The organism is Colwellia sp. M166, from assembly GCF_024585285.1.
Taxonomy (GTDB): Bacteria; Pseudomonadota; Gammaproteobacteria; order Enterobacterales; family Alteromonadaceae; genus Cognaticolwellia.
Genome location: NZ_CP040755.1, coordinates 1,403,932 through 1,417,742, shown reverse-complemented (window position 1 = coordinate 1,417,742; position 13,811 = coordinate 1,403,932). Strand labels below are relative to the sequence as shown.

The window sequence follows — 13,811 nt, the reverse complement described above, 5'->3', positions numbered from 1 at the left end:
TAAAAAAATGAAGTGTTTATACAAAGGTTCACAAAGCCAAAAAAGACTAAATTTACTAGTAAAATTTAGCAGCATAAAAAGCGAAAACATAAAAAACGCACTAAGTGATCACCTAGTGCGTGGCATAAATAAAACCGCAGCGGCAGCGTTGAACAGCGTGCCCAGTAGCAACTTAACCCGCGCATTAAAAAAGCTAGAACAACACGCGCAAATTATCGAACAAATAAAAGAACACGATTGGGTAGGCCGTTAAGCCCTATCGTCAAGTTGTTAATTATTCAACCTCTAGATCAAACACCAACTTTAAACGACCGCCAATTTCAGCGTCGTTCGCCACCGCATCAATCAACTTTTTAATTAAGGGTTTAGTCTCATTTTTAAAATACACTTTATCGGTTTTTTCAGGGTCGCCAAAGCCAGCCGTATTTGCCGGAATAATACCCGCCAAGCCCGGTGGAAAACGGTGCGCGTTTAACACGTCTTGCGCCGACACATTTTTAACGTTCATAAACTCGTCTTTGCTTTCAAAATTACCCACGGGAATAATTTGTAAGCCTTTTTCTTTACCGTTAGGAATATTGACAAACAAACTTTTAAAATTGCCCACACCTTTACTGTCTTGAATTTTTGCTTTAATTTCGTCTTCAACATCAGGGTCCATATTCGGATCGGTCGAATACAAAATAAACCCCATGTGCGCGCCATTAATAAAATATTTACGGCGAAATAACGTCGCATCTTCATTTAACAAGGCCGCTTGTAAACCGCCTAAATAATCAGGGCAACCATAAACTTGTTGCACAACGTCGTACTGTTTTACCCACACAATATCGCGCGCTTTATAACGCTTAATGTTATTTTCGCGCTCAAGCACCGCAGCGCCACCGTCACCCGTAACGCGCGTTCGGTAGCTGGGCAACGGAAACAACCGCACAGGCACGCCAAAACCGTTCCGTATTTTTAACAATGCCAAATCACCAAATTGCACCAAATTAATCAGCCCCGCTTCAACCTGTTCGTTGGTCATGCCGCCGCTTTCAAAACGCGCCGCGGCCATTTTAGCGCGCGCATAAATAATGCCGCCATGCTGCGCGTTTCGTCTTACTAAATTAGCCAACAATAAACGGTCAACGGGCGGCTCCCAATAACCGTCGCCGTCGTTATAAAATAACGAATCGTAATCGGTTAGCCACATATTTGGCATAACCGTTTCGGGCATACTAAACACCACAGGCGCGTTTTGTTGTTTTTGCGGAGATTTATCGCTTGGCGTGTCGCCTGGTGTATTTGTTGTTAATTCTGCATTGCCCATGATGAAGACCTTTTATGTGCGTGGTTAAGTGGTTCGTTAATAACAGCGTGGCTAATGGCAAAAAACACATCAGCGTGGCCCGTTACATTATCGCGGCTAGCTTTAAACGTAATACTGCTGCCGCTATCGGTAGTTGTTCGCCTAATCGCTAAACAACTCATTGCTATATCTTTATGGCTCGCGTCAAATTCCAAGCGGCCACCCTCAATAATATCAATCATTTTCAACACCAAGCGCGTTTTACTGCCTACGCTGTAATGAATAGCCGTCGCTTCACGCGGAAACAACGTGCTAATTGAATCAAATACCCCTGCGCCAATGCCGGTAGTATCAACCCCAATATAAGTAACTCTGTACTTAGCGTATATTTTTTGAATCTCGCTAACATGGTGCGAAAAGTTCAAACCGCGCCAATAGTGTTTTTCTAATACTCTGAATTTTTCGCCTTTTTTCTCCCCTGGTGCAACAACCACCAACGTGGCATTGTCGCGCGTTCGTGACGGGTCATAACCAAGCCAAACCTCGCGGTTACCAAATGGCCTTGGCTCGGCAGGTTTATGGTCTTGCCAACGTGCCGCATCAACCATACATTTTTCTAAGTCGCTAAACTTAAATACACCGTCGGCATCATCAACAAAAATGCACATAAACAGGTTGTTAAAATCATCGGCGTTGTATTCGTCGCGCAGTTCTTCAATGTCGAATAACTCACAACCACCGGCTAAGGCATCTTCAATAGTGACAATAAAGCGCCATTGCTTATCAGGGCAAAGACGCCCTTTGTCGCGCATTTCAATAAACGAGGGAAACTCGATATTTTCGCGATCAGCTTTACCCCGTCGCCAGTGATCACCCGTCCAAAAGTTGTACGCGGGGTGCGCTTTGGTCGACGGCGTACTAAAGTAAGTTTTACGCCAATTTTTATGCGTAGCCATGGCACTGGCCAGTTTGTTCAACTCGTCAAACTTACCTATCCAAAAGTATTCATCTATATACACATGGCCATGATAACTTTGCGCGGTTTTACTGTTGGTACTTAAAAACCGCAGTTCGGCCTCGCCGTGTGCGGTATTTAATACAATAGGGTTGCCGGTTAATTCAATTTCGAAAAACTCATGGGCAATAGCAATAATATACGTGCGAAAAACTTCAGCTTGTGCGCGCGAAGCCGACAAGAATATTTGTGGGTCGCCGGTTAATACCGCTTGTTCAAATGCTTCACCGGCAAAATAATACGTTGCGCCAATTTGCCGACTTTTTAAAATATTACGAATACGCTGGTGCAAATTCTCGTGCATGGTTTTTTGGTATTCAAACAACGAGTCATACCAAGTGCCAAAGTCTTCAGCCACCAAATGGCTAACATCGTTCTTTTTCTTACGACCACTTTTTTTATGATCGTTTTTCCCATTTTGGGAATCACCACCTTTGCCGCGCTTACCATTTGGGGAACTTGTCGCGGCAGCTGCACCGCCTTGTTGCCTTTGTGCTTGTTGTTCAGCATTCGCCCGTTGCTTTTTCAGCTTTACATGCTTTTCAATCAGCATGTCTAATTCTTTAATTTGGTTGCCGCTTTTGTCGCTAATATCCGTCAGCATTACAATGCGGCGTGCAATCGCCTCGTCAACGTCTTCCTCGCGTAGCATATCGCGCCAATTGTGCTTGTCTGCCCAATAGTAAATAACGCGGTTATTTGGCAAGCCCAATTCATTGCGAATTTCATCTGGGGTATGGTGGCGTAAATAAAGCCGTTTTGCCGCCTCCCTAATTTCTACACTATATGCCATTGCGTTTAATAAAATACCCACTAAGTTTAATAACTCGTCACAGTGTATTCATTTGCAACACGCATATAACGCATTAAAAAACCTAGCTTTTCCTAAAAGTCAAATCTAGGAATTCACCAAAACAATACCGATTTAATCAGCGTGTTTTTATGGCTATGCTGCAAGCAATTAAACAAATAATTGCAGGCTATAACATGGCATCAGATAAAACAGCGAAAACGGGTTGGGTAGTTGCCGCCAAAGAGGGCGCAACCGTTGACGGTCGAACGATTACCAAACAATGGATCGAAGACATGGCCGAAACCTATTCAATCGAAGAATACACCGCTGTTATTTGGCCGGAACATTTCCGCTCAAGCTGGGGACCATTCGAAGGCAAAAACTGGGGCACAGTTGACGCCGTAAAAGCCGCGAAAAAAGGCGGCAAACTTTGCTTATTCGTTAAACTTACCGCAAATAGCTATTTACTCGACGCCAACAAAGACGGACAAAAGTTGTTTATGTCAATCGAACCTAACCTAGATTTTGCAGGTAGTGGCAAATGTTACCTACAAGGTTTAGCGGTTACCGACAGCCCCGCCAGTACCGGCACAACCATGCTTAAATTCTCTATTGGTGATAATGAAATACAACACGACTACAGCGAATTAGAATCGCTGCAACACAGTGACTTCATTATCGCCGCCCCACAAAGCACCGCCAACACCGCAGCCGCAACACAAGAACAAGCCAAAAGCTTATTCAACCAACTTATTAATCTCTTTTCAACATCACAAACGGCTGAGGTTGAACCCAATATCGCCGAGGAAAACACCATGACTAAAGAACAACACGACGCCCTAATGGCTCAATTCGGCGATATTACGACAAAAATTGACGGCATTGAAACAAAGTTTAGTGACCTTGAAGCTAAAGTTGAAAAATTCAACGTGGCAGCTCCTGCAGAAGAACAAGCACCGGCAGAAGAAACAGCCGCGCCAAGCGTTACCGCTGAACAATTCGACGAACTAAATAACACATTAGGCGGTTTAGCTGAAAAGTTCGGCGCCATTGAAACAAAGTTTAACGCACTTAGCCAAGAAACAGGCGGCCAAGAACCCGACCCAGCAGGCAACGGCGATAGCGTTTCACTCGTTTAAGTAAACGCTTAAACAAAAACCGTAACTGTTATTAAACCCATATTTAAGCGAGCAACCACATGCAATTAAATAAACAAGCGTCGGAATTTTTACAAAATTTCGCTGAACAATTAGCAAAAACATACGGCGTTGAAGCCGTAAACCGCCAGTTTGCCATTACTGGCCCACAAGAAACCAAACTAAAAGCCGCGCTTTTAGAATCGGTTGAATTCTTGTCGATGATCACAACCATGGAAGTTGACCAAATCAAAGGTCAAGTGGTTAAAGTTGGTAATTTTGCCATTGCTACAGGCCGCAAAGGCGGCGCACGTTTTGTTACAGAACAAGACGTAGACGGCCACACTTACGAGTTAACCGAAACAGACTCATGTTCAGCATTAACATGGGCGTTATTGTCAGTTTGGGGCAACGCAGGCAGCCAAAACGAATTTATGCGTTTAATCAACCAAAACGCAACACAACGTTTTGCGCTTGACATGCTACGCGTTGGTTTTAACGGTGTATCGGCAGCCGCCAACACTGACCCAGTGGCAAACCCACTTGGCGAAGACGTAAACATTGGCTGGCACAAATTAGTGACCGACAAAGCCGCAGGCCAAATCATGACCGCGCCAATTTTCTTTGACCCAGCAGGCGGCGGCGACTATGCAACACTTGACGCTATTGTTACCGAATTACGCAACACGCTAATTCACCCAGCGCTACGCAACGACCCACGTTTAGTGGTATTGGTTGGCTCTGATTTAATCGCGGCAGCACAAACAGCCATGATGAACAAAGCCGACACGCCAAGCGAAAAAGTGGCAGCGCAGCAAATGGACAAATCCATTGGCGGCCTAACAGCGTACACGCCACCGTTTTTCCCTGGCAAACGTATCGTAGTAACCATGCTTAAAAACTTACACATTTACACGCAGCGCGGCACAAAACAGCGCAAGTCTGAAAACGTGGAAGACCGTAAGCAGTACGAAGACAAATATTGGCGCAACGAAGGTTACGCGGTTGAAGAGTACGAAGCATATGCAGCCGTTGACGAATCAGCCCTAACCATTGGCCCAACGGTTTAAGCCCAAGCTTAACCTTGTAATGCACAAATAGCGCAGCCGCACCGCGCTATTTGTGCAAAACCCAAACATAAAAGAGTGATTTACCCATGAGTAAAATTGCCGAATTTAGACAACGCCAATTAAAAATTGCTGCAGAAAACGCCAAAAAAGCCAACCAAGCGCCGGTTAACCCTGCACTGGCATTACTGGCACAACTGTTAAATGTGCCCGAAGAAAACGCCATAGTAACCGCCCAAAAATACATTGATGAAAACATCAGTTTTTTTGCCGCAGATATCGCAAAAGGTGAAGACGTAACCATGACCGCAAAAGTGGAAACGAACGACCAAGGCGAAATCACCAAAATTTCAGACGTTGACGAACTTAACGCCGTTAAAGACGACATTGAAAACAGCGCCGACAACGTAAACGAATCAGCCGCCAACGTTGACCAAGCCGCCGATAATGTCAGCCTAGCCGCTAGCGATTTGGCCTACACAGCCGACGACATTAACAACGCGACTGAAACATTGAAAGAGGCAACCACCGAGCTAAAAAAGCCATCGGCGGCGCGAAAATCCTCCAGTTCAAAGAAAGCCAAAAAGCCGAAAAGCAGCTCGAAAAAGTAACACTAACGGGCGACGGAACTTACGCCCCAAGTCTGCATTTGCAGATAATTGAACTTGAAAGCGACGTTAAAAAGCTTAAAAGCTTTGTTAGACGCGCCGACAAAATAGCCCACAAACGCGATGTTTTATTGCCGAAGTGGTTACCGATAACCGAACAATATTTAAAGGTTCTACCAAATGAAGAAAAGCAAATTGATAATCCCATCTTTAGTTTTTGCATTATTTGGCTGTTTGACACAGGCAGCTACAGCCGCGCCATTGAGTACGGCATCATCGCCATTGAACAAAATCAGCCTATGCCCAACATTATCAAGCGAAAGTGGCCCGGCTTTATCGCCGACACTGTTTTCGAGTGGGCAGAAACTCAAGCAGAAAACGGCCAAAGTATCGAGCCATATTTTAGCGACGTATTCACCAAAGTTGTTAACGAGTGGGCGCTACCAGAGCAAGTTACCGCAAAATTTTATAAATTTGCCGGACTCGCCTTACTTAGAAAAAGCAACGGCGACGTTACACCAAGCCACGTTGGCGACCTTAAACGGCTACGAAAGGCCGACGAACTACTGGCAAAGGCCGCAGAACTACACAAACATGCGCAAGTTAAAACCGTGCGAAATAAAATCGCCATGCGTATTAGAGCCATTACCGAACTTACGGCCAGTTAATAGCTAGCTGAACAGTAACGGCAGAACCAGCTCCCAACCCTCCAGAGCGCTAGCCGAGCATTTAAAAGGCGACTTTTAATAATTGCGTCGACGCTAACCGCTCTGAACCCTTTTACAGTAACGTTTTTAAAAATTGGAATACGGCATGACATTTGGATTTGAAGCAGAACAACAAGCAAACATCATTATCGACACCGATAGTGGTTGGCCTGTTTTATCTACTGCAGAATTTAGACAACACCGCCGCATACCTGAATTTTATGAAGAAACGGTACTGGCCGACTCGCTTAACCGCAGCGTTAGCGAAATTCAACAACAAGTGCTGTCCATAGCCACCGGAGATTACAAGGACGTTGCTCCAACCTTACCGTTTACATTATCGCTTGGCGTGCCCGAATTTTCAGAAATGCAAATCAGTATTTATCGCGGCGCAGTATACGCCCGTTCGCATGCCGACTTAATGGGGTACTTTTCAGCGGTTGACCAAAAAGACACAGGCAACAACAAAGCCCAAGACGCAGACCAACAAAACGCGATATTAGCCCAAAGTAACCGCAGCGTGCGTTTATTGCTTGGCCTTGGTCGAGCAGGGGTGCACACGCTATGAGCCAATGCAGCCAAAAAACCCAATTACAACAACTGGGCGAACACCTATTAAAAAGCCTACAGCCGGTTATAAAAACCAACAATATTGACGCGTGGCAAGAAAGCGGCACGCTGATCATAAACGGCGAAGACCGAGGCGAAAACGGTTACCAGGTTGCAAAATGGAAACATACCGGCGTAATCGTTATTGAAAATTTTCCACACCGCCGCATAGCAGCTTACTCCCTATTAGCTATGGTGGCGGCTTTTTTAATTGACCACGATAACGAACGCGACATTTACCAATTAAATGATCCTGAAATTGACATAGACGAAATCAGCAGCGACAACGCCACGGTAATTATTGACGTTGAACTGATCGACAACATCGAGCTAATACCCGACGTTAACGGCCCCGTGTTTTTTAATAACGCCCGTTACAAAGTCAACAGCGCACCGATCAACATCGCTGAAAACGTAGACGTAACCGTACAGCAACAAAATTAAACAGGTTTAACCGTATGCAATTAAGCATTAAGCCAAACGCTAAGCAGGCACTAAACCTAAAACAACAAATGCAATTGTTAGCACTACCAGCCAACAAGCGCATTAGGTTATTAAAAACACTGGGCAGGCAACAACGCGCCAAGGCACGTAAAAGAATACAGGCACAAAAAACCGTAACGGGTGAAACATTCACCCCAAGGGCAAGCGGCAAAAAAGGCAAAATGCTAAAAAAGCTAGGTCGCACATTAGAGCCTTACGTAAAAAATGCCAAACGCTTAGAACTAAAGCACAAAAATGTATTAACAGGCCGTATTGCCGCATTACAGCAGGGCGGCGGTAGCGAAAAAATGACCGCTAGCCGTATGGCACGCATACACGGCAAGCCAGATTACAAAGCGCCATGCAGTCGCAGCCAAGCCAAAGCATTACGGGCCGAGGGTTACAAAGTAAAACGCGGCAAGGGCAACCGATACCGCCGCGCCAGTATTAAAGAAATTATGGCAACACTGAGCCACGGCAAAGCCGGGTTTATATTGCAAAAATTGCGTAACAAAACGGTAAAAACAAATTGGCAAATACCCGTACAAGCAAGGCCATTTTTAGGAGATAACGCGCAAGCGGTGCAGCGCGACCTAGCAAAAATATTACAACAACTTAACCGTTAATAAACGTATTAACGAACAGTAAAACCAAACAGCAAACCAAGAGGAAAAAACGATGTCATTAGGCAAAGTGCAAGTAAACAATTTAAATCTAGGTCAGGGCGATATTGCCGCCGTTGAACGTCATTTTCTTTTCATTGGTTTAGCAGGCCATGTTGATGAAGAAAGCCAACTGTTTAGCGTAGGTGCACAAACTGACTTAACCGACGTATTCGCCAATAGCGACCTACGCACGCAATTAATTGCCGCGCAGCTTAACGCAGGGCAAAACTGGACAGCAGCGGTTTACCCGTTAGCCGCAGTTGAAGACCTATTTGAAGCATGCGACCGCGCCAACGAAGTACAAAGCTTTGAAACCATAGTATTTTGTGACCCGCAAACCACCGCGCCAGAGCTTACCGCCACGCACGACTACCTAAAAGCATTACAAGCCAGTTTAGGCCGCTTTGTTTCCGGCTTAATTGCCTTGCCAGGTATCGACGACGCAACACAAACATGGTCACAGTATGAAACGGCCAGCATTGCGTTGCAAAACGGCATTGTCGCCGAATTGGTTGTACCCGTACCGCAATTGCACACTAACAACATTGGCGTATTAGCAGGCCGATTATGCGACAGCAGCGTTAGCATTGCCGACAGCCCAATGCGCGTAGCAACAGGCGCGGTTTTAGGGTTAGGCGCAGCGCCTACCGATAGCGCAGCCGCACCGCTAACACTTGCCACACTAGAAACCTTAGCCAACAACCGTTTAAGTGTGCCGCAATGGTATGCCGATTTTGAGGGTATTTACTGGGGCGACGCCACCACGTTAGACGCGAACGGCGGCGATTATCAATACTTTGAACATTTACGCAGCGTACACAAAGCCAGTCGCAAAGTGCGCGTGTTAGCTATTCGCCGCGTCGGTAATCGTGCGCTTAACTCAACGCCGAACAGCATCGAGTTAAACAAAAGCTACTTTATGAAGCCACTGCGCGAAATGAGCAAAAGCACCACCATTTTAGGCACGCCGTTCCCCGGTGAAATACAACCACCAGTCGAGGGTGACATTTTAATTGAATGGACCAGCAACAAAAGCGTAGTGATCTACATGGTAGTTCGCCCATACAACAGCCCGAAAGAAATTACCGTCAACATTTTATTAGATTTATCTAACGAGTTAGGAGCATAAACCATGCGTTTATCAGGAATGAATTTTAACGTTAACTTGGGCGACATCATGGTCCACGTTGACACAGCAACACTAAACATTACCGACAACAGCGCCGTCAGCCAAACCAGTGGAGTGCCAGACGGTTACGTTGATGGCGACGTATCAGCAAGTGGAGAAATTGCCGTCAATGCCAGCAACTTTAAACTGATCTCAAACGCGGCAAAAAAAGCCGGTTCGTGGCGCGGCATGAAAACCTTTGACATTTTATTTTATGCAAAAACAGCAAAAGACGAAATGAAAGTTGAAGCCTTTGGTTGCCGCATCAAGCTTAGCGACATTTTAGACATCGACAAAAAAGGCGGCAGCGCCTCAATGTTCAAAATACCGTTTGACGTAACCGACCCTGATTTTGTCAACATCAACGGCGTGCCATATTTGCGCCCAGAAGAAATCAAAAACATCCAACAGTAAAAAAGCAAAAGCTAGGAAAAAGTAAAAATGCAAAGTTTAAAGCAAACGTTAATCGCACAAGTTATCCGCGCCGAGGGTGGTTACAGTAACGACCCAAGCGACCGTGGCGGCGAAACCATGTACGGCATTACCAAAGCGGTAGCGCGAGAAAATGGTTACACCGGCCCCATGGCAGACTTGTCGTTTAACGTGGCCTTTGCACTTTACGAAAAACGCTATTGGCAACCGCTAAAGCTTGACCATATCGCTAGTTACCACGACGACTTGGCCGTGCAGCTGTTCGACTTTGGCGTACATTCGGGGATCACCAAAGCAGGCAAAACCCTGCAACAAGTGCTTAACGTGCTTAATCAGCAACAAACGCTTTATAGCGATTTAACCGCCGACGGTATTGTTGGCAGTAAAACCCTTGAAGCGTTAAAGCTGTTTTATCAGCACCGCCAAAAACAAGGGTTAGTGGTGTTATTTCAAGCCATTAAAAGCAAGCGCATTAGTTTTTGTATAGACATTGCACTAAAAGACCAAACGCAAGAGCGCTACCAATACGGTTGGTTAAAACGCATCGTAAATTTATAAGGGCAATAACATGGGCTGGTTTAGCAAAATAATAGGCACTGGTAACCCAATTGAAGCCATCGGCAAAGCAGGCGACGCGCTGTTTACGTCAGACGAAGAACGCGGCCAATTACAAAACGACTTAGCCGAAATAAAGCAAAAGCCGTTATTAATGCAAGCCCTTGCCAATGTTGCCGCCGCGAATCACCGCAGCAGTTTTGTTGCTGGTGGTCGGCCTGCATTGCTTTGGGTTGCCGCGCTAGGCTTGTTTGTGTTTTTTCCGGTTAAATTTGCCATTGGTGCATTTATTTGGGCGCAAGCGTGTTTGGCGCAAGACGTTATTTTAGCGTTTCCGTTTACCGGCGACAATATTATGGAACTTGTCGGCATGTTGCTTGGCTTAGCCAGTTTGCGCACCGTGGAAAAAATAAAAGGCGTAGCCAAATAATGAGCGATAAAAATCCAAGCGAATGGCACTTAAAAAAAGAAGTAAACCTTACGCACATTATATCAACGGCCATTGTCACTATTAGCGGGTTTTGGTTTATTTCGGGCATTGATAAACGCGTTGATTTAAACAGTGTTGAAATATTGCATTTACAAAAAATACGCGAAGAAGATCAAACCCGCAGCATGAAGCAGTTTGACAAAATAAACGCCAAGTTAGACCGATTATTAGAAAGCAAATAAAAAAAATTTAACAACACGTAACACTATCGAGGGTAAACACATGAAAAACAAAATTACATTAACCATTGCAGGCACCGACTTTAATTTTAGCATTGCCGTACAAGACCACAGCGCCTTTGTTGACAGCGCCGCGCGTGGTGAGTCAATGACCGCCGCAGCCCATAACTTTTGCATGCGCACTATTGACGCAAACCAAAAAGACGACTTTAAAAAATTACTGGAAGATTCGCCAGGCACAGAACTGCAGATAGCAGGCACGTTAAAAGCTGAATTTTCGCCCATTTTGGAAATTACCGTAAAAAAATAGAAGCGCTGATCGAATCAATTGAACAAAACGGCTTTGAACAACTGCTAACCATTCGCCGCCACTTGCTACCACACGAAGCCGACGACGAACACAGCCTAGCCAGAGCCGCATGGTTAATGAAAAGACAGCGAGAAGACCTAGAAAACATAGTAGTAAACGCCGTAAGTAAGGCATTTTCGGGCTAGTTTTTAACTAGTAAACCGATAGAAATAGGATAACCACGAATGCTACCAAAGCAATTAATGTTTACCGTTGGACTGATTGACCAAATAACTAAGCCTATTGCCAAAATAACCAAAGGCTTAAACGGGTTAACGTCTAACTACCAACAAGGCACCATGCAAATGGCGTCGGGTATTGCAGGTATTGCGGCCAGTGGTTACGCCTTAAAAAATGCGCTTATGCCTGCAATTGAAATGGACCGCGCACTAGGCGAAGTAAAAAGTTTAGGTGTGCGCGAAAGCGCCCTGAAACAATTGGCTGAAACCGCATCATTATTTTCAATTGAATATGGAAAATCGGCCACCGAGTTTGTTAGATCAAGTTATGACATACAATCAGCCATTAGCGGTTTATCCGACGCTGATTTATCCGCCTTTACGTTATCAAGCAACGTATTAGCCGCCGCCACCAAAGCCGACGCCGACACGATTACAAGCTATATGGGGGTTATGTATGGCATCTTTAAAAACCAAGCCATTGGTATGGGCAAAACCAACTGGGTTGAACAAGTAACGGGTATGACATCAACCGCCGTAGAAATGTTCAGAACTACCGGTGCGGGTATGTCAGGTGCATTTACTGCTATTGGCGCAGAGGCCACAAGCGCTGGCATTGGCATGAACGAACAAATGGCAATATTAGGCACATTGCAATCCACATATTCAGGCAGTGAAGCAGGCACAAAATACAGAGCCTTTTTAGCCGGAGTGGGTAAAGCACAAAACGCCCTCGGCTTAACCTTTACCGACAGCGCAGGACGAATGCTGCCCATGGTAAACATATTAGAAAAAATAAAAGGCAAATACGGCGACACCTTAGAAGTGGCCGAAAGTGACGAGCTAACTAAAGCGTTCGGATCCAAAGAGGCCGTTTCCACCGTTAAGTTATTAATGAACGACATCGACGGTTTAAACGGTTCAATAAAAGATTTAGGCAAAGTAAAAGGCATGGAACAAGCCGAAAAAATGGCCGCCGCCATGACTGACCAAAGCGAGCGATTAAGCCAAAGCTGGACAGCAATAAAACGTACTTTCGGAATGGCTATTCTACCCATGTTCAATAGCTTTGCTAGTTGGCTGTCTAGTGTTGGAAGTGACGTGGTGTGGTTTACAAAAACATTTCCAAATCTTACTAAATTCATTGGTTATACCACCGTTGCTATTATCGCCATGATTGCAGCAGGGGGGTTATTCACCTTAGTGATGGGCGCAAGCAAAATGGCAATGGTAGCGTGGGGCGTTGCCGCCATGTCATGGTCAGGCATTACCGCCGCATTAACACTTGGACTGTCAGGTTTACGGTCAGTATTACTTGCCGTAAATATAGCCATGTTTGCCAACCCAATTGGCCTAATTGTCGCGGGTATCGCCTTGGCGGTAGCTGCCGTTGCTGGCTTAATTTATTACTGGGACGACCTAAAAGCGTCAATGGGTGATGTTGGTTGGATAGATTTTCTACTGTTTCCATTAAAAGCGGCGTTAACGTTATTAAAAGGTTTTTTAAATGGGGTTATGTGGGTAATTGATCAGGTTGCAGGGTTTACTGGTTTAGATATCAATCTCAATTCATCAGGTACCATTGCTCCAAGTGTTGATGCGGTTGCCCCAATTAAATCACGTGTAGAAAACGGCGGCATAACTCAGCAAATATCAAACGCGAATCAACAAAAATCAACATCAATTGGCAACGTTAATGTTTACCCAGCCAAAGGTGAAACCAACTTTATGAACTTTGTGGAGATGCACGGCTAATGGCAATTTATATGGATTTACATATTGAAAACGGCGATGTCATGCTAGACGCAGGAAAAAACCCAACCTACTTAACCGACCGCAACGCCATAGCGCAAGACATAGTGCACGCGATTATAGAATCAGGCTTAGCGAAACTATTAGTTAGCGACCGTGGCACAGGCGTAGGCGCCGACACCCAAACCCGTATTAAATTATTGGTTGAAGACGATTTGCGCATTATGCCAGGCACAGTAACCGTGCAACAAAACGACATTAAAAAGGGCGAATGGTGGGTAAGCGCACAAACCATTGAATTTGGCACAATTAACACATTAGTAGGCGCATAAC

General features: G+C 45.2%; 19 protein-coding genes. 17 read left to right on the top strand and 2 right to left on the bottom strand.

Going from position 1 to position 13,811, the window contains the following annotated elements; all coding sequences use genetic code 11:
* Positions 1–7 precede the first annotated feature (7 nt).
* Positions 8–253 carry an adhesin biosynthesis transcription regulatory family protein gene (locus FGD67_RS06410; RefSeq protein ID WP_257174218.1) on the top strand — a complete coding sequence of 82 codons (246 nt, stop codon included), beginning with the start codon at positions 8–10 and terminating at the stop codon, positions 251–253.
* A 21-nt stretch (positions 254–274) separates the two neighbouring features.
* Here the strand turns inward: FGD67_RS06410 and FGD67_RS06405 are convergent, their stop codons facing one another.
* Together FGD67_RS06405 and FGD67_RS06400 are read right to left on the bottom strand one after the other, a co-directional pair.
* Positions 275–1,312 (bottom strand): phage portal protein, encoded by a 1,038-nt coding sequence (locus FGD67_RS06405; RefSeq protein WP_257174217.1) that lies wholly within the window; start codon positions 1,310–1,312, stop codon positions 275–277.
* A complete protein-coding gene (locus FGD67_RS06400; protein ID WP_257174216.1) occupies positions 1,294–3,099 on the bottom strand; it encodes a terminase large subunit domain-containing protein in 1,806 nt (601 codons plus the stop codon). The genes FGD67_RS06405 and FGD67_RS06400 overlap by 19 nt, the downstream gene beginning before the upstream one ends.
* A gap of 149 nt (positions 3,100–3,248) precedes the next feature.
* On the opposite strand from FGD67_RS06400, the gene FGD67_RS06395 reads away from it, so the two are divergent.
* From FGD67_RS06395 to FGD67_RS06325, 16 genes are all read left to right on the top strand, one after another.
* On the top strand, positions 3,249–4,238 hold the full coding sequence (locus tag FGD67_RS06395; protein ID WP_257174215.1) for a GPO family capsid scaffolding protein: 990 nt from the start codon (positions 3,249–3,251) through the stop codon (positions 4,236–4,238).
* 59 nt (positions 4,239–4,297) lie between these two features.
* Entirely contained in the window at positions 4,298–5,305 is a 1,008-nt protein-coding gene (locus tag FGD67_RS06390; protein ID WP_257174214.1) for a phage major capsid protein, P2 family, read from the top strand.
* Between the two features lie 86 nt (positions 5,306–5,391).
* Entirely contained in the window at positions 5,392–5,913 is a 522-nt protein-coding gene (locus FGD67_RS06385; RefSeq protein ID WP_257174213.1) for a hypothetical protein, read from the top strand.
* A 38-nt stretch (positions 5,914–5,951) separates the two neighbouring features.
* Positions 5,952–6,578: a phage terminase small subunit gene (gene gpM / locus FGD67_RS06380; RefSeq protein ID WP_257174212.1), complete on the top strand. Its 627-nt coding sequence runs from the start codon at positions 5,952–5,954 to the stop codon at positions 6,576–6,578.
* A gap of 145 nt (positions 6,579–6,723) precedes the next feature.
* Positions 6,724–7,185 (top strand): head completion/stabilization protein, encoded by a 462-nt coding sequence (locus FGD67_RS06375; protein WP_257174211.1) that lies wholly within the window; start codon positions 6,724–6,726, stop codon positions 7,183–7,185.
* Positions 7,182–7,670, top strand: coding sequence for a phage tail protein (locus FGD67_RS06370; RefSeq protein ID WP_257174210.1), 489 nt, complete (start codon positions 7,182–7,184; stop codon positions 7,668–7,670). Before FGD67_RS06375 ends, FGD67_RS06370 begins: the two co-directional genes overlap by 4 nt.
* A 14-nt stretch (positions 7,671–7,684) precedes the next feature.
* Entirely contained in the window at positions 7,685–8,335 is a 651-nt protein-coding gene (locus FGD67_RS06365) for a hypothetical protein (protein WP_257174209.1), read from the top strand.
* 52 nt (positions 8,336–8,387) lie between these two features.
* Positions 8,388–9,503 carry a DUF2586 domain-containing protein gene (locus FGD67_RS06360; RefSeq protein ID WP_257174208.1) on the top strand — a complete coding sequence of 372 codons (1,116 nt, stop codon included), beginning with the start codon at positions 8,388–8,390 and terminating at the stop codon, positions 9,501–9,503.
* Positions 9,504–9,506: 3 nt separating this feature from the next.
* Entirely contained in the window at positions 9,507–9,956 is a 450-nt protein-coding gene (locus tag FGD67_RS06355; RefSeq protein WP_257174207.1) for a DUF2597 family protein, read from the top strand.
* 27 nt (positions 9,957–9,983) lie between these two features.
* Entirely contained in the window at positions 9,984–10,532 is a 549-nt protein-coding gene (locus tag FGD67_RS06350; protein WP_257174206.1) for a glycoside hydrolase family 108 protein, read from the top strand.
* A 10-nt stretch (positions 10,533–10,542) separates the two neighbouring features.
* Complete coding sequence (locus FGD67_RS06345; protein ID WP_257174205.1) at positions 10,543–10,959, top strand: hypothetical protein; 417 nt, start codon at positions 10,543–10,545, stop codon at positions 10,957–10,959.
* Positions 10,959–11,201 carry a hypothetical protein gene (locus FGD67_RS06340; RefSeq protein WP_257174204.1) on the top strand — a complete coding sequence of 81 codons (243 nt, stop codon included), beginning with the start codon at positions 10,959–10,961 and terminating at the stop codon, positions 11,199–11,201. The genes FGD67_RS06345 and FGD67_RS06340 overlap by 1 nt, the downstream gene beginning before the upstream one ends.
* 40 nt (positions 11,202–11,241) lie before the next feature.
* Entirely contained in the window at positions 11,242–11,508 is a 267-nt protein-coding gene (locus FGD67_RS06335; RefSeq protein ID WP_257174203.1) for a putative phage tail assembly chaperone, read from the top strand.
* A 62-nt stretch (positions 11,509–11,570) separates the two neighbouring features.
* A complete protein-coding gene (locus FGD67_RS21890; RefSeq protein ID WP_373567852.1) occupies positions 11,571–11,693 on the top strand; it encodes a hypothetical protein in 123 nt (40 codons plus the stop codon).
* A gap of 39 nt (positions 11,694–11,732) precedes the next feature.
* Positions 11,733–13,481, top strand: coding sequence for a phage tail tape measure protein (locus FGD67_RS06330; protein ID WP_257174202.1), 1,749 nt, complete (start codon positions 11,733–11,735; stop codon positions 13,479–13,481).
* On the top strand, positions 13,481–13,810 hold the full coding sequence (locus FGD67_RS06325; RefSeq protein ID WP_257174201.1) for a DUF2590 family protein: 330 nt from the start codon (positions 13,481–13,483) through the stop codon (positions 13,808–13,810). The genes FGD67_RS06330 and FGD67_RS06325 overlap by 1 nt, the downstream gene beginning before the upstream one ends.
* Position 13,811 lies beyond the last annotated feature (1 nt).